We start from the raw sequence: 17,335 nt of genomic DNA on the forward strand, positions 1-17,335 counted from the left end.
TAGTTGAGTAGTATGAAAAGGTACGGCAGCATTACCGGCTGCCGTACCTTATGTGCAAAATGTAAGCTTACCAACCTGGATTTTGTCCCAGATTTGGATTGCGCTCGAATTGCGTTTGTGGCACAGGCCACAAATAGTTTTTAGGGCTTTCGAAAGCACGTGTCCATTGCACTAATAAAAATCCATCGGTGCTTTTTCGGTAAGTATCAGCATTCAACTGGGAGAACCAGCTCGCTTTTACTCCTTCGATGTCTCGGCCAAGCAGTTCGCCCTGCTTCCAACGTCTGACGTCGAAATAACGATGTCCTTCCAACACCAATTCTACACGGCGTTCGCGTCTGATTTCGGCACGTACATCCATACCATTTTGTGCGAGGAAGTTGAGATTCATGCGTGTCATCCCGACGCGATCGCGCAAAAGATTGATAGATATATCTAGATCACTTTGTGTTAATTTTCCTTGCTCCAATCTGGCTTCTGCATAGTTCAGCAACACCTCTGCATAGCGCATATGGTGGATGTCGTTATCATCTCTACCGACTAATCCTACCGCAGTAGGCTCCACATATTTTTTGTAATAATAACCTGTGGTTGTCACTGATCCACGGCCATCTTGACTGAATTTTGGTACTTGAAAAATTGTTGGGTCGGAGTTTTCTGCAATCGGTCGTCCGTCAAATCTACCACCCCACTTATCGCCCGGTACCAAGATCGTTTGCGTCATACGCGGATCTCTATTTTGAAATATGTCGGCATAAGTGTCATCCTTGTACAGCGGAGATTTGTCGATAGGCAATCCATCAGAACATAAGTAGGATTCTACCAGCGATCGTGTTGGCACAAAGCGTGCGAATTGGTCGGGAACCTGAATTTCACGGCTTAAATTATGCATAATCACATCAGTAAGGTGCATGCGTGCAAAAATGGTTTCCTTATTTCGACCTCCGGCCAATTTGCCAGCACGAGTGAAAAGCTCCCAATAATTCGTCTCAGGATTTCCCGTGTTATATAGTTCGTATACGCCCATATCCATCACCGCTTTGGCAGCCTGCTCCGCTACGTCATACCTACCATAGGTAAGTGCAATACGTGACTTCAAGGTCAATGCGGTTCCTTTGCTCACGCGACCTAGATTTTCTCCTGATGGTATTCCACTTGGCAATGCGGCTGCGGCAGCATCAAGATCTTGCAAGAGAAAATCCACTACTTCAGACTGCGGTGTCCGGTCGTCATACAATTCGGGATCATCAGGATTCAATGTTTTGGTGAGCAACGGAATATCACCGTAAAACGAAGTTAGAAAGCTATAAGCCAGTGCGCGAATCACGCGCACTTCTGCTGCTAATCGCTCTTTGGCACCCACTTGATTCTCCGTCGCTCCGGCATAGTTTTCCAGAAATGCGTTGCATTCTCGTACGTCGCGATACATATTTGCCCATTCACTATTTACGGTAGGTTGGGTAACAGGAAATACACCAGAACCAATATCCTTGTACTGATTTGTCGACGGCCACATGGTATTTTCGCCCATGTTTTCCATATCTACGAAATTCTTTGCTTTCACGCGGGAGTAAATAGCGGTAGCCGCCATCTCAAGATGCTCCTGTGTTTTCCAGTACGTCTCATTTACGATTTCATCCTGCGGTACACGATCCAAAAAATCGCTGCAACTCGCTAAGCCGATCAGGCTGATCGCCGAAAATGTATAAATGATTTTGTGGTATTTTTTATGTCGTAATGTCATTGCCTTTTATCTTAAATTTAAATTGATGCCAAATACAAACGTTTTGACTTGCGGGTAATATCCACCAGTATTACCTCCCGGCACTTCCGGATCATAACCATAGAAAAAGTTAGTTTTGGTCAATAAGTTGTCTGCAGATGCGTAGAGTCTCAATTTGCTAACGCGAAGTCGCTCCATCCATTCCGGCGAGAAGGTGTAGCCAATTTGTACATTTTTCAACCGTAGGTACGAAGCATCTTCGATCCATTTGGATGATAAGCGCGTATTGTGATCACGCAGATACACGAAGCGTGGATAAGATGCATCGGTATTGTCAGGAGTCCAACGATCCAAATGTATCTCCTGTGGCAAAGCACTATTGTTGATAAATGCGTGACGTGCATTGCCACCTAAATATCCATCAACCTTACCAACACCTTGCAGAAAGAAGCTGAAATCAAAGTTTTTGTAGGCCAAATCACCGCGAAATCCATACGTATATCGTGGAATATCACTTCCCAATACATGGCGATCATTGCCCACGGTAATTTCTGTCGCTTCTGGATCCGTCGGTACATAGATGAGATCGCCGGGCCCCACAAGGTCACCGCGCTGAAACGGAAAGTTAGGTACAAGCCTTCCGTCTACCGTGGTAAAATCACTTTCCTGTGCGATACGATCTACTTTAAATCCGTAGTAGGCATCCAATGGGTGGCCGACTAAGCGAACATTGTTGCCCAAACTCACCGCGTAATCATCCAAATGGGTGATTTTATTTCTCACATCAGAAAGGTTGAAATTCGCACGGTAGCTAAAGTCGCCGATGTGATCTTGCCAGCCAAGGACTACTTCCCAACCTTTGTTTTGCATGGCGCCGGCATTTTGCGAAGGATAGCCCGACCCCACACCAATCACATCCGGTAGTGGCGTATTGAGTAAGAGATCACGGGTGTTATTAATAAAATACTCTCCGGTCACAGTGAGTCGCTGAGCAAAAAAGGCGAGATCCAGCCCGATATTCATCTTTTCGGAAGATTCCCAAGAAACGAGCTGATTTGGAATAAAGGACTGGCGGAAGCCCACTCGTCCAACGTTGCCAATTGGATTATTAGAAGTGATTTGTGCTGAAGAAAGAATCGGCATAAATGGATGATCGCGTCCTACGCGATCGTTCCCTTGTGTTCCATAGGAAAATCGAACCTTACCTAAGTTCCATGTGTCGCGCAAACTGTCAAAAAAGGCTTCTTCGGTAAATACCCAGCCTGCCGAGAATGAGCCGAACCAATTCCAACGCACATCGGGATGGAATCGGGAAGAACCATCTCGACGGAAGTTTCCTTCTAACAAATAGCGACCCTCATAATCATAATTGACACGCCCAAAGAAAGACATTAGCGCATTTTGGTTGCTCGAGCTTTCATTCAACTGATTTTCGGTACCAAGCGATAGCGATGGCAAATCAACAGGGATATGCGTACGCGATGCGCCAAAATCTGCTCCTACATTTTCTTCCAGAGAATAACCCAGTAAACCAGTCAAATTATGTTTTTCCTGAAAAGTACGGTTGTAGTTCAACGTTCCGATAAAAGTTTGGTAGGTACCGGAGTAATGTTCCATCGTCACTTTATTCGGGAAATTGGTCTGGTAGATCAATTGTTCATCATCCGGGCTATAGTAATTGATGGTTTTTAAATGTATCGTTCTTTTGGAATTGTATTTTACTAATCCATACTGCCCCTTTAGATCCAAACCTTTTGCAATATTTAGCGTGGCAGCTAGATTCGCTGTGATCTCTTGAGATGTAAAACTATTCGTGCCGCCATCAGAGGCGATAGCGACAGGATTACTCTGTCCACCATGATATCCCCAACTATCATTTGTAAATCGCACGGGCACTAGCGGACGAATACCTAAGGCCGCAGAAAGAGCTCCAGTGCCCGACGCGCTACCATCGTTCGATCGATCGATATAACCCAAGTTTCCATCCACTTTTAACCTTTCGCCGATCTGTGTATTCAAGCGAATACGTGCATTGTGGCGATGTGCTTTGAAATTGTCACCTACTACGAGCCACCCTCATTGAGATAACCGTACGAAGCGTAATACTGCGTATTGTCACTTCCGCCATTCAAGCTCAAATTATGATTTTGCTGCGGTGCACTAGATCGGTACACTTCGTCAATCCAATTGGTATTGGCGAAATAGTTGGGGTCGCTACCATTACGAGCTATTGCAATTTGTTCGTCAGTGTAGGTTGGGTTGGTACCGGCATTGATGTTGGCTTCGTTTTGCAAAGTCATATAATCTGCCGAGCCTAGAAACTTCGGCAGCGCTGTAGGCGTTTGCTGTCCGAAATAGCTGTTCAGACTAATATTGGTTTGCCCAGATTTACCTTTTTTGGTGGTCACGATGATGACTCCATTCGCGCCTCGCACACCATAAATAGACGAGGAAGCGGCATCTTTCAATACCGAGATGCTTTCTACATCATCCGGATTTAGAATATTGATATTCCCTCCTGGAATACCATCGATTACGATCAGCGGATTAGCATCGCCCCATGTGCCGACTCCACGAATACGAAATTGTGGTGATCGATTGCCCGGCGCTGTGTTGCCATTACTTCGTACTGTCAAACCCGGCATTTGCCCTTGTAGGCCAGTTCCAATATTAGCGATAGGTCTGCTTTCCAATGCTTCGCCCGAGATGGAACTTACCGATCCGGTTAGGTTTGCTTTTCGCTGCGTGCCGTAGCCTACAACGACCACTTCATCAATATTATCATTGCCGGGTTGCAAGGTCACGTTCATCTCGCCGGAATTGGGTATCGGTTGTTCTCTTGTCACGAAAGAAATATGAGTAAACACTAATGTGGCATCTGCTTGCAAAGTGCTCAAGCTAAATGCACCATTTCGGTCTGAGCTGGTTCTTTGTTGAGGTTGGCCTTTGATTGCAATATTGACGCCTTCTATAGGTTGTGCAGATTGATCGCGTACTACACCAGAAATGGTGTGCTGTTTTGCTGGGAGTTTTTTCGTTTTCGCGACATTTGATCGGCGAATAATGATATAGTCGTCAAATACTTTGTAATCCAACTGCTGCTGTTTAAGCAGCATATCTAATCCTTCGGTTAGGGATACGGATTGTAGATTGGTCGCTGGTATTAGAATGTGCTCAATCTCGGAGTTGTCGTAGACAAAGCGATGTGTAATCTGCTTTTCAATCTTGGTTAACAATGTGGTTAATTTCGCCTGGGGCTCTTTTAGTGTGAAGTGCTGAGCATAACTGGTAGCGCCCACATTAGATATGGATAGCAGTAGCGCTATCACTACATACTTGGTAATTACTAGGAAGCGATAAAGTATATTTTTATGACCTCCATGTACATTCAAATCAAAATGCATACTTTTAAATTGATCTTTGTTCGTTAAATAGGTGATTGGTACAGTTGCTTTGGGAGCAGATCATTTCGTCAGAAGGTGTTGCTGCACCTTCTGGCTTTTAAAGCGTCGCTCCCGTAGTCTTATTGGCAGATTTCTTATTTCATAGGCTTAAGGGTTTTTGACATTCACAGTGAGGTTATTATTTTTATAGGTTGCTTTTAGTCCTAGGTAATCCAGCATTTCTAGCATTGTAGAAAGTTTTACGTTTCGTGATATAGTTCCATTGATGGCGGTATTTTGGCGTTTTCCCGCAATTTTGACATCAATATCGTACCATCTCGCTAGCTGACCGGCAATCGTGTGAACATCTGCACGATCGAAATGAAAAAATCCATCTTTCCATTGTATAATATTTTTGACGTTGGGATCGTGTACGGTGTGCATACTGCCATCGGCTGCAATAGTGGTGAGCTGATCGGGTTGCATATGCACACTGCCCGCAGATGTCTGTAATCGGATGGCTCCGGTCAATAAGGCTGCAGTTGTCTCTTTGGTATCATACGTGTTCACGTTAAATTTTGTGCCGAGTACTTCGATTTGCCCAAATTGCCCATCAACTACAAAGCTACGGCCGGCTGATTTGGTGACTTCAAAATAAACTTCACCGGTCATTTTTACTATGCGATCTCCTGCGCCCATATTAGATGCGAAGCTGATCGAAGATTCGGCATTCAACCAAACTTTGGTGCCATCGGGAAGAAGAAAGTTAATTTGCCCTCCTCGTGGCGTTTTTACCGTATGCTGTTTTATAGGAGCGTTCTGCGTATGGGTATATTGGATTTCCCCTGTTTCTGATTGTACGATAGAGAAAGTTTCATCTTTCTCGATCAGTCCCACACGATTGCTATCTAAGGTGATCGCTTTTCCATCTTCGGTAAGGAATACGGCACGATTACGGCCGGGCTCTATGTCTGGCGATGCCAAATTCACGTCAGCTAAAGTTCTTTCCGGTAAGCTGGCTACGTTGTACTTATGGTACAGGAGCGCAGCTCCGATTCCTATCACAAGTAGCGCAGCGGCAGTAGAGATCCATTTCCATATTTTCGGTTGTCGTATATAATTCTTCTGAGGTTCGATTGTATGGCTATCTTCCGCGATGACTTGCTGAAAAATATGGCGGGATTCTTCCGCAGAGAATGGATGCGTTTTGGGATTGTCTTTTTCTAATGCGTTTTGCCACACTTGCGCAAATAATGATGCCTGCTCGCTTTCAGGAATTTGCGCGCTGAGGTGGTCAAGGCGGACCAATTCTACTTTCGTAATTGTCCCGTCGATTTGTTTTTGTATTAATGCAATGTATTCTTTGTTCTCGTCTGGCATGTATGGCTGTCAAGCTAATGCTTTACATTGATAGGACAACGCCGTGCGAAAAAAGGGGGTATTAAAAAATTAAAAAAGTAAAAAAAAGACTGACGATAGAGTCCCGGTGCTTGGTGAGATAACTTTTAATAGAAAGCCGTGCAAGTTGCAAGTATTTTTTTACGGTTTCGCGAGAGATATTCATCTCGCTAGCAACCTCCAAATATTTTTTCCCCTTGAATTGAGATAGAATGTAGGCTTTCTTTTGCTGTGCGGGCAATTGTTCGATCGCCAGATCAATCCATGGTAGGTAGCGTTCTTCTCGCGTGGGTTCGTCCAGTGTATCCGACCACCTATCTTGCTCTTGCAAATAATCCAATTCTATTCGCGCTTGTCGCACATTACGACGCAGTTGGTTCAGAGATGCATTGCGAGCTAGTACAAAGAGATATCCTTCGAGGTTGTTAATAGTGAGTAGATTTTCTCTTTTGTGCCATATTGTTGTAAAAACATCTTGCAGCACCTCTTCGGTCTGCCTTTTGTCTTTCAAGATGTGAAATACTTCGGTAGCTAATCGTTCGAAATGATATTGATAAAATTGAGCAAACGCGACCTCATCGCCAGCTGCGATGGCAGTAAGATTTTGTGGCGTTTGATGTCGCTTTATTATCATTTTCATGAGTAGTTCTGGCGTCACAAAAGTACTATATCTTAAAATCAACGGTTTCACCATTGCGTTAAGTTTATATTAATAATGACGCGGCATATTCATAATTCCGTTGACCGGAAGGTTGTTAGTTTCCTTAGTATTTGCATAAATCTAGGGAATATTTCTCAATAATAATATCATATCGAGCTAGTCAATCAAGCGCTTAACCAGCTGAATACCATCGTGGCAGCAGTACAAGTTAAACTACCTAATGCTCCTAATCGCGATGTTAATGTTCGTTAAAACTCTTTTGATCAATAAGATGTGATCTTATATTGCCTCCAGAATCGACAACCTATTGAAAATGTTTCTGACTTATTATCGCTTTATTATTAGCCTATCTACTATGCTATGGCACGTAGAATACAACCCTCATAAAACACCTTCGCTGAGTAGGAATAGCGGGATTTCTAAAGTAAAGATAGAGCAACGAGATACAAGCCCGCAGCAACAGCCAGTTCTTCAAACGACGCTTCAGCAAGATGCTGACACGATTATATTGGAAGAGATCCAGATCAATCGTTTGCTTTTTCAGCCTGATAGTCTGCAAGCGCGGGATTATTTTAAAAAGTTATCCCAAAAAACAACACCAAGCTGGCAAAGCATTTTCATAGATCGTGCTACATTGAGTAAGCCCATGTTGCCCAATCGAGGGAGCAGCACGTCTAGCTTACTGTCGATTGATCTTTTGTCTGTAATTGGCAAGCTTCGTAAAAGTAAAAGCGTAGGGGATGATGCAGACGTCGTGTGGCATAGCAAAAACCATTATATCGAACAGCATTTCGATTCTCTTTTAGTGAAGAAAATGACGGGACTTACGGGGATCAAATTGCAGGAATTTGTCCGCTTACAGCGACCTTCCGTCCATGATATTTCTGATACTGTTATCTATGAATTAATGAGATATATTAAAACTAAACATGAAAATGAATAAGAACTCAATTGTTGTTACGCTGCTATTAATTATAGGTTTAAGCGCCTGCCAGACGACCACCAAGGTGGAAAATATTTCTTTTTCTCCGGATTGGACAGTGGAGCGTATGTATTCCAAAAATGTGCAAGATTCTTTCGAGGTCAGTGTGCAATATCCAAAGGGTTACGATAAAAATGCGTCGCAACAATATCCTATCGTACTATTGACAGATGCAGATCTCTATTTTCCACTTGTTGCTCCGATTGTGCATCAGTATGAAGAAGTAGGTATTTGGCCGCCAATGATATTGGTGGGAATTGGATATGGATCTTTGCACAAAATGGATTCGCTACGAAATCGGGATTACCTGTATCCCGAAGCATTGCCCTCTGATGAAATGGAAACATCAGGTGGCGGCGACCAATATTATCACTTTCTTGCGGATGAGCTTGTTCCTAAGTTGGAGCAAGATGGGTTTACTAATCCCAAACGGATATTGGCAGGTCATTCATTTGGAGGATATATTACTTTGTACACCTCACTAAAACAAGCTTCGCTACAACGGAAAGATTTTGTGGGTTTTGTATCTGCAAGCCCATCCTTATGGTACCATGATTTCTATCTTCAAAAGAATTTTGCTGAGAGTGATCGGCTTACCAATCAGCAGATATTCTTAAGCATTGGTGGGGCAGAGGATGCAGAATGGAGCTTAAAGCCATTTGATCGTTTATTGGAGGTTTTGGAATCTCAGGCTGTTGGAAAGCATTTGCATGCACAAATCTACGAAGGGCTACGGCATATGGATGTCGCCATGGTATCATTCCTACAAGGAATAGGCTTGTTCGTAGGCGCTGAATAGTTATATTTTTCGCTTGTTTACTAATTACGGAATGCAATATGATGACCAAAATGTTGAACATAGATTTTAAATTAGTGTTTTCAACTATCTATGAACATGATTGATCAATCTATTTTTCTGCGAAAATACCAGGCAAGTGATTTTGCAGATTATTACCAGATGGTAAGTGATGAGGCGGTGATGAAGTACATTACCGAAAAGGCTTTGAGCGAGGCAGAAGCGAGGGAAAAGTTTGATAGTATGTTGCAAATCAATGCAAAGCACGAGCGATTAGGTTATTTTAAGGTTTATGATCATAAAGATACTTTTATAGGTGATTGTAAGCTAGAGTTTTATCCACTGGATACGCGTTGCCTCGAGGTGGGATATATTTTGAAAGAAGCATTCTGGGGAAAGGGATTAGCCACGCGATTGTGTGCGCAAATGCTTGCTTTAGCCGATGAAGTTGCTCCAGAAATGGCGATAATCGGCATCATCGATCCTGCAAATACTGCTTCCAAGCGGATTTTGCAAAAATTTGGGTTTGAAAGCTACTTTGTCGGTATGGAAGATGATTTGCCTACTGAAAAATTACGATTGGCTAAAGCTTAGCTAGGAAATAACCATCGGCGCCATACCTAATAATAACTTATTTTGGGATCAACTATCGATTCATCAGGAGCAAATCAACGTCTGTAATTGCTTCATGAAGCATACAATTCATACTAAAAAAAAGACCCCACGCTCATGTGGGTCTTTTTTTAGTATGAATTGATCGTTATGATTATTTCTTGTGCAGATCTTGCCCCACGTAAGTCAAATCTTTAGCGTGCTTTACCTTCTCATCCAGTAAGGCTAGTTGTATCACTTCCCGCATATCTTTTACATAATGGAATTTCATGTTTTTGATATAATCTTCCTTAATTTCTAAAATATCCTTCTCATTGGATTTGCAAAGTATGATGGTGTCTATATTGGAGCGTTTGGCTGCCAAGATCTTCTCTTTGATACCACCAACTGGTAGTACCTTGCCACGGAGTGTAATCTCACCTGTCATCGCCAGATTAGCACGAATTTTACGTTGTGTGAATAAGGAAGTTAAGGCAGTGAGCATCGTGATACCGGCAGAAGGGCCATCTTTTGGAGTGGCACCGGCAGGTACGTGCACATTCACATCCCACTCGTCAAAAATTCGATAATCAATACCAAAATCTTCTGCGTGCGAGCGCAAGTAGGCCATCGCAATTGCGGCAGATTCTTTCATCACGTCGCCTAGGTTTCCCGTAAGGCTCAGTTTGCCTTTACCACGACTCAAGCTGGATTCGATATACAGGATATCGCCACCTACAGAAGTCCATGCCAATCCTGTAACCACGCCAGCAATGTTGTTGTCTTCATACAAGTCTTTGTCGAAGATAGGAGCGCCTAATATTTCTTCTACCTGCGTAGCCGAGATATTGGTTTGATAGGGTTTTTCCATCACGATCTTCGTCGCTATACCGCGCACCACACTTCCTATCTTTTTCTCTAAACCACGTACACCCGATTCTCGTGTGTATTCATCGATGATCTTTTCGATACTTTTCGCGCTGAGTGAAATGTCTTTAGTTTTCAGACCATGCATCTCACGTTGCTTTGGCAACAGGTGTTTTTTACCAATTTCTACTTTTTCTTCGATGGTATATCCATTCACTTCAATGATCTCCATCCGATCCAATAAAGCCGGCTGAATGCTGCTTAAAGAGTTGGCTGTGGCAATAAACATGACCTTCGAAAGATCGTATTCCATCTCCACGTAGTGTCGTAGAAATTCGTATTTTGCTCCGGATCCAATACTTCGAGTAAGGCAGATGATGGATCACCTTTAAAATCTGATCCAATCTTGTCGATCTCGTCTAATACGAATACGGGATTGGAAGATCCTGCCTTTTTCAGCGATTGAATAATGCGGCCTGGCATAGCACCTATATACGTTTTGCGATGTCCGCGAATCTCTGCCTCGTCACGCACACCGCCCAGTGCCATGCGCGTATACTTGCGACCTAATGCTTTAGCAATAGATTTTCCTAAAGAAGTTTTTCCGACTCCTGGAGGGCCTACCAAACATAAGATCGGGGCTTTCATGTCATTTTTAAGTTTCAGAACGGCTAGATATTCTACAATCCGTTGCTTTACTTTTTCTAAGCCATAATGATCTTTGTCTAGCGTCTTTTCGGCGCGAGCCAAATCAAAATTGTCTTTAGTATAACTATGCCATGGCAAATCTAGTAGCAGTTCGAGGTAGTTGAGTTGCACGGAGTAATCCGCGGCTGCTGGATTGATACGAGCCAGTTTTTCCAACTCTTTGTCGAAATGCGTTCCGACATCTTTTGGCCATTTCTTCGTTTTAGCACGAGTACGTAAACTATCGATTTCCAGATCAGGCGTATTGCCACCTAATTCTTCTTGAATAGTTTTCAGCTGTTGGTGCAAAAAGTAATCGCGCTGCTGTTTATCTAGATCTACGCGCACTTTATTCTGAATCTGATTCTTCAGCTCCAGCATCTGAATCTCTGTGGTTAGGTGTTCCAAAAGCAATTTCGCCCGTTTCACGAAATCCACCTTTTCTAACAACTCTTGCTTACTACCTAGTTCAAGAGAAAGGTTGGAAGATATAAAGTTGACTAAGAAGGTAGGGCTATCAATGTTCTTGATTGCGATTCCTGCTTCGCTGGGCAGATTAGGTGAAAGCTGAATTATCTGTTGTGCTAGCTCCTTGATCGAAGAAATTAAAGCTTTGAATTCCTTGCTACTGGTTTTTGGCTTTTCCTCGTCATAACGTTCCACCTGTGCCAGCATGTAAGGCTCAGTTTGTACGACAGCATTCAGTTTAAAACGTTGCTTTCCCTGAATAATCACCGTCGTATTACCGTCAGGCATCTGTAGCAATTTAATAATGTTGGCTACGGTTCCCACATCATTTAATTCTTCAAACAGAGGGTCTTCGACGGTCATATCTTTCTGAGAAGCTACGCCAATCGTGCGATCACCTTTATAAGCATCTTTGATTAACTTGATAGATTTGTCTCTACCGACCGTAATCGGAATCACAACTCCGGGAAACAGTACCGTATTGCGTAGCGGAAGAATGGGTAGTACTTCCGGAATATCAGCATTACTCATTTCATCCTCATCTTCTTGGCTCAAAAGCGGGAAAAACTCTGTTTCTTCGTTTATGATAGGTAGCACATTATTGAAATCGAAGGTATTGTCTTTACTCATATATTAGCTTACGTTTGCTGACATCTTGTCTACGCAAGAATGCCGCTACGAATTTTAAATGATAAAATGCAGATGGTGCAACCTAAGTGCCAAAGATTATTTTGGTACTATTTATGCTTACACCCTCTGGAATAACTGCAATAACGTCAGTTTTGTTCGAGTTAATGTCAGACTTATTGACGTAAGTTAATTATTTGGCGCAACACTCCCTAGCGGAAATGTGGAAATGTTTATAAATATTAATTGTTTGATTAAACTATTTAGTACACTTTTACTCCATACAGGGGATTTATTTGAAGTCTATTTGTAATTTAAGTTAAGAGATTGAATATGAGAAAAGTAAAAATTGGAATGGCAGCCTTAGCGCTTGCATTATCTGTTTATTCGGCGGAGGCGCAGCAAGCAGAACATAAAAACCCTAACGTACGTGCAGGAGAAAAAGCCCTGCTAAGCGGTGATTTTAAAACGGCAATTACGCATTTGCAAAAATCGATGCCAGCAGAATCGGCCGATGCGGATGTACATTACCTTCTAGGATATGCGCTTTTTCAAAATGGAGAGTTTAAGAAAGCTGCAGATTCGTTTACCAAGGTTGTAGCGTTAAATCCTAAAAATACTTCTGCTTATTATTACAAAGCAAAAGCCAATAATGCAGTGGCAGTGAGTACAGAATCTAAAATTGATGCTAAGCAACGTCAAGCCTTATTAGAGTCTGCCATTGCCGATTATACAAAGGCCATCACAATGGATGCACAGGATGCAAAATTGTACCAGAATAGAGGTACGGCGTACCGCGATTTGGGTATCCTGAAAGGTAATGCTGGTGCTGGTTACAACAAAGCTGCTGCGACAGAATCGTATAATAAAGCGGTTACTGATTTCGAGAAAGTATTGACGTTTGACGCATCCCGCAAGGATATCCAAACGGAGTTGAAAAAAGCGAAGGTGTACCGCGACAACTTGAAATAGATTAATCAGTCAACAATTAAAATCCAATAAACGTTAAAGTGCCTCGATGTCATACATCAGGCACTTTTTCTTTGTTAGACACATTACGAATCCGCGCTACGAAAGCACTATAAAACTGATGTGGGGACGGAAGAAAATATGTGATTCTAAGCCAATAGGTGATCAAATTCCCCTATCCTTAAAGGACTATTCCACGCTTGCTTTTCGTTGTACAATGAATCGGTAGCAAATCCACAATAGCAGTATCCAAATTGGCATAAGTAACACCGAGATTTTGAAAACTGTGAAGCACATCATCACAAGTACCCCAATCAAGAATATCAAGGATAGGTAATTGGTAAGGGGATAAAGGATAGTTGGAAACTTCGTGCTCGTTCTTTGCAATTTCATTTCCCTGCGGAAAAAGATATGCGTCAATGTGATCATAATCCAATTAATCACCAGCGCAGATACGACTAACGACATCAAGATTTCTAATGCTTGCTCCGGGATCAATTTGTTGATCAGCACGGTGACTGCCACAAAAATAGCCGATACGAGAATGGCACTGATAGGAGAGTGGCTCCTATTGAGTTTGGTCAAGAACTGTGGTGCGTTACCTTGCTTGGCTAAGCCGTATAACATGCGCGAATTGCTATATACACAACTATTGTATACGGATAATGCGGCAGTTAGTACGATTAAGTTAAGCGCATTAGCGATCAGGTTGGAAAACGATATCGTAGCGCCAAAAATTTGTAGCTTAAGCGCATCCAGCGATGCGAAAACGGTGACAAATGGGCTGGTATCTCGATCTATTTGTTGCCAAGGAAGTAAAGAAAATAAGATGATCAAGGCTCCAATGTAGAAAATGAGAATTCTAAAGAGCACTTGATTAGTCGCTTTAGGAATGTTTTTCTCTGGATTCTCCGCTTCAGCTGCGGTGATTCCCACTAATTCCAACCCGCCGAAAGAAAACATAATGACCACGAGTGCCACGAGCAAACCTTCGTAAGAGCCGTCGGGCAGTTGGGCAATCAATCCTTTTGGAAAAAAACCTCCATCTTGATACAGGTTGCTCAGTGAAGCCTGATCGCCGCCTGTGCCGCTAATGAGCAAGTAAGTACCAAACAGGATCATCCCGATGATGGCAATCACTTTTACGATAGAAAACCAAAACTCGGTTTCGCCATATATCTTAACGGAGGCCAGATTAATCAAATTGATTACGATGAAAAAGAATAAGCTAGAAATCCACAAAGGAAGCTCTGGCCACCAGTAATTCATGTATTTGCCAATGGCCGTTAGCTCGGCCATACTCACCAAGATGTATAAAATCCAATAGTTCCAACCTGATGCAAATCCGGCAAAAGATCCCCAATAGCGATTAGCGAAATAGCTGAATGAACCCGATACGGGCTCATGGACTACCATTCTCCGAGCTGCCGCATTATTAGAAAAGCAATTATTCCGGCAATACCATAACCTAAGATTACGGCAGGCCCTGCAAGAATTGCGGCTTGGCCAACACCTAAAAAAAGGCCAGTACCGATGGCGCCCCCAAGCGCGATTAGCTGAATATGGCGGTTACTTAAGCCTCGCTTGAGTTGATTGTCGTTTTGTTCTTGCACGTTTGGTTAACTAATTTTTCTGAAGTTTGGCATCACATTTACAATTTCCACCGCAACCTGCGTCTGTAGATTTTTTAGGAAATACATGCTTTATAACCATTACAATGGCAATAATGAATAGGATGGCAATGATAATATATTGTACGATCATAACGAATATTTGATCTTTATTTTAATAGTTGATAGGCAACTAAGGCTGCAAGATAGGCGATTCCCGTCATAAAACCAAGTTGTATCAATGTCCATTTCCATGATCCAGTTTCCTTCTTTACTACAGCGATTGTGGCCATACATTGCATGGCAAAGGCATAAAAAAGTAACAATGAGATACCTGAGGCAAAGTTGTACGCTGGTCGACCTGTGTTGCGATTGGTTTCATTTTTCATGCGCTCAAATAGTGTGGTGCGTTCACCATCGTCTTCGATGTCCACGTCGTCGCCCAAACTATAGACCACGGCCATTGTGCCGACAAACACCTCACGTGCAGCGAAAGAAGAAATCAAGCCGATTCCCATTTTCCAATCATAACCCAAAGGCCGCACGATGGGCTCAATGCCCATTCCGATGTAGCCCAAAAAAGAATGCTCAAGTTGATACGACGCGACAGCCGTTTCTAGTTCGTCGCCTTCCAATGAAGGTTGCTCTGTCGCTACGTAACTTTCTGCGTCATAAAATCGATCATTCGGGCCAAAGTTTCCGAGTACCCATAGGATAATGGATATTGCTAAGATGATCTTACCCGCACCAATCAGGAAGCCCGATGATTTTTCCCATACATTTGTAGCCACATTTTTCCAGTCTGGCATCTTATAGGTTGGTATTTCAAAGACTAGATAGCTTTTGTGTACACTTTTGATAAAGATATTTAATACCCAGGCCGAAGCTAGCGCACTAACTACACCTAAAATGTATAATCCGAATAGTACTAATCCTTGTATGTTGAATCCTAGGAAAGTGCCTTCGGGAATCACTAAGCCAATAATCACGATATAAATGGGCAGGCGCGCGGAGCAGGTCATGAAAGGAGTGACCAACATAGTGAGAAGACGTTCTTTAGGATTCTCAATATTACGTGCAGACATGACGGCAGGAATAGCACAGGCTGCACCAGACATTAACGGGATCACCGATTTTCCATTCAGGCCGAAAGGTCGAAGCCATCGATCCATCAAGAATACGACGCGACTCATATAGCCGGTCTCTTCCATGAATGATATAAAGATGAACAAAATCACAATCTGCGGAAGAAAAATTACGATACCCCCGATGCCGGTTACAATTCCCTCCGTGAATAAAGAGCTTAATGGCCCTTCGGGTAGTTGGGCGCTGAGATATGCTGCCAAATCGCTAAAGCTATTGTCGATCCAGTCCATGAGTGGGGCTGACCACGCGAATATCGCTTGAAATATCAATAACAGAACACCTAAGAAAATAGCATAACCTATCAAAGGATGCATTAAGAAACGATCAATTTTAGCAGTCGTAGTCAATGCCTTGTTTTCGCCCCTGATCACAATTTGCTCAAGAGCGCGATCCAGCTCTTCGTGGCGAACCAACGATTCATCTCTTTGAAGTTGTTGTGGCGTGATGCCATATTGCTGACGAATTTGTACAATACCTGCGCGTTGATCGGCGGTTAGTACTTTAGAGTTTTCCTGAGCAAGATTGAGCCAAGTACTATATTCTTTTGCCAGAGGGAATAAACGTTTTGCATCGACTAAGGCAGCAGCATATTTTGCGGGAACTTGAAAGGTGCTGATGTACAGAGATGGATCGTTGTCTAATCCCGCAATCAACTCTTCAATACCTTTGCCAGTGCGCGCATTTGTTTGATAGATTTCAGTACGTAGTAATCGTCTCAAAGCGTCAAAATCAATACTGATACCTTTCTCAGTCATCTCATCGACCATATTAAGGACGAAGATGGCAGGTAATCCCATTTCTCTCACTTGCTGATACAATACAATAGCCCGTTTTAGTGTAGCAGGTTCTGCTACTACTACGACCAGATCAGGATGATATGAACCCTTCGTATCCGATAGCGTATCGTACACCACTTCCTCGTCCAAAGAATTGGGATAGAGGGTGTATGTGCCTGGAAGATCTATGATATGATATTTCGTGTTTTGATGAACCAGTGTGCCTTCTCGCTTTTCAACGGTGACACCGGGGTAATTACCGACTTTCTGATTTAGTTTGGTCAATCGATTGAACAGAGAGGTTTTACCTACGTTTGGATTTCCGAGTAATGCGATGACTTTTTTCTTCATTATATTCTTTCTGCAGTGATGCGTAACGCTTCTGATTTGCGGAGTGCGATTAGTGTATTATTTGCGATGATATTGATACAGATAGGGCCGTGGAATGGCGCCTTGTGCTTTACCTCTACTAGCGCCCCCGGGACAAAACCGAGTTCGTAAAACTTGGCAGGCAAAGATTCGGTATCTAACTGACTTATTTTTGCTTTTTCTCCAGTAATTAAACTTCCTAGATTCACATTCTTTTGCATTTTTTGCTATTTTAGTACTTCGTGAATGACAGACTACCTGTGCAAATATAGATAATTGCCT

The 17,335-nt window shown here is 42.8% G+C and carries 12 protein-coding genes and 2 pseudogenes; 4 read left to right on the forward strand and 10 right to left on the reverse strand.

The annotated features are described in order from the left end of the window. Positions 1 to 67: 67 nt before the first annotated feature. The 5 genes from A0125_RS05230 to A0125_RS05250 all read right to left on the reverse strand — a co-directional run bounded on the left by A0125_RS05230 (position 68) and on the right by A0125_RS05250 (position 7,144). Positions 68 to 1,744, reverse strand: coding sequence for a RagB/SusD family nutrient uptake outer membrane protein (locus A0125_RS05230; protein WP_082784910.1), 1,677 nt, complete (start codon positions 1,742 to 1,744; stop codon positions 68 to 70). A 6-nt stretch (positions 1,745 to 1,750) separates the two neighbouring features. Then, complete coding sequence (locus A0125_RS16350; protein ID WP_066753241.1) at positions 1,751 to 3,742, reverse strand: SusC/RagA family TonB-linked outer membrane protein; 1,992 nt, start codon at positions 3,740 to 3,742, stop codon at positions 1,751 to 1,753. A 44-nt stretch (positions 3,743 to 3,786) separates the two neighbouring features. Continuing rightward, positions 3,787 to 5,127, reverse strand: a complete 1,341-nt coding sequence (locus A0125_RS16355) for a SusC/RagA family TonB-linked outer membrane protein (protein WP_066753244.1) — start codon at positions 5,125 to 5,127, stop codon at positions 3,787 to 3,789. 147 nt (positions 5,128 to 5,274) lie between these two features. Then, positions 5,275 to 6,486, reverse strand: a complete 1,212-nt coding sequence (locus tag A0125_RS05245) for a FecR family protein (protein ID WP_066753246.1) — start codon at positions 6,484 to 6,486, stop codon at positions 5,275 to 5,277. Between the two features lie 61 nt (positions 6,487 to 6,547). Continuing rightward, positions 6,548 to 7,144 carry an RNA polymerase sigma factor gene (locus tag A0125_RS05250; RefSeq protein WP_066753249.1) on the reverse strand — a complete coding sequence of 199 codons (597 nt, stop codon included), beginning with the start codon at positions 7,142 to 7,144 and terminating at the stop codon, positions 6,548 to 6,550. 376 nt (positions 7,145 to 7,520) lie between these two features. Between A0125_RS05250 and A0125_RS05255 the strand changes: the two genes are divergently transcribed. The 3 genes from A0125_RS05255 to A0125_RS05265 all read left to right on the forward strand — a co-directional run bounded on the left by A0125_RS05255 (position 7,521) and on the right by A0125_RS05265 (position 9,537). Further along, complete coding sequence (locus tag A0125_RS05255) at positions 7,521 to 8,108, forward strand: hypothetical protein (protein WP_156472425.1); 588 nt, start codon at positions 7,521 to 7,523, stop codon at positions 8,106 to 8,108. Next, positions 8,101 to 8,946, forward strand: a complete 846-nt coding sequence (locus A0125_RS05260; protein ID WP_197464797.1) for an alpha/beta hydrolase — start codon at positions 8,101 to 8,103, stop codon at positions 8,944 to 8,946. Before A0125_RS05255 ends, A0125_RS05260 begins: the two co-directional genes overlap by 8 nt. A gap of 96 nt (positions 8,947 to 9,042) precedes the next feature. Next, positions 9,043 to 9,537: a GNAT family N-acetyltransferase gene (locus A0125_RS05265; protein WP_082784912.1), complete on the forward strand. Its 495-nt coding sequence runs from the start codon at positions 9,043 to 9,045 to the stop codon at positions 9,535 to 9,537. Between the two features lie 172 nt (positions 9,538 to 9,709). Here the strand turns inward: A0125_RS05265 and lon are convergent. Further along, a pseudogene (gene lon, locus A0125_RS05270) lies at positions 9,710 to 12,186 on the reverse strand (endopeptidase La). Between the two features lie 330 nt (positions 12,187 to 12,516). Here lon and A0125_RS05275 point away from each other — a divergent pair. Continuing rightward, positions 12,517 to 13,155 carry a tetratricopeptide repeat protein gene (locus A0125_RS05275; protein ID WP_066753258.1) on the forward strand — a complete coding sequence of 213 codons (639 nt, stop codon included), beginning with the start codon at positions 12,517 to 12,519 and terminating at the stop codon, positions 13,153 to 13,155. 186 nt (positions 13,156 to 13,341) lie between these two features. Here A0125_RS05275 and A0125_RS05280 read toward each other — a convergent pair. The 4 genes and pseudogenes from A0125_RS05280 to A0125_RS05290 form a co-directional block, all read right to left on the reverse strand. Next, positions 13,342 to 14,765 (reverse strand): annotated as a pseudogene (locus tag A0125_RS05280) (amino acid permease). Positions 14,766 to 14,775: 10 nt separating this feature from the next. After that, entirely contained in the window at positions 14,776 to 14,916 is a 141-nt protein-coding gene (locus A0125_RS16585) for a FeoB-associated Cys-rich membrane protein (protein ID WP_156472426.1), read from the reverse strand. A 16-nt stretch (positions 14,917 to 14,932) separates the two neighbouring features. Continuing rightward, positions 14,933 to 17,035, reverse strand: a complete 2,103-nt coding sequence (gene feoB / locus A0125_RS05285) for a ferrous iron transport protein B (protein WP_066753261.1) — start codon at positions 17,033 to 17,035, stop codon at positions 14,933 to 14,935. Next, positions 17,035 to 17,274 carry a FeoA family protein gene (locus tag A0125_RS05290; protein ID WP_066753265.1) on the reverse strand — a complete coding sequence of 80 codons (240 nt, stop codon included), beginning with the start codon at positions 17,272 to 17,274 and terminating at the stop codon, positions 17,035 to 17,037. Before A0125_RS05290 ends, feoB begins: the two co-directional genes overlap by 1 nt. Between the last annotated feature and the right edge of the window lie 61 nt (positions 17,275 to 17,335).

It is taken from the genome of Sphingobacterium populi (assembly GCF_001586775.1).
Taxonomy (GTDB): Bacteria; Bacteroidota; Bacteroidia; order Sphingobacteriales; family Sphingobacteriaceae; genus Sphingobacterium; species Sphingobacterium populi.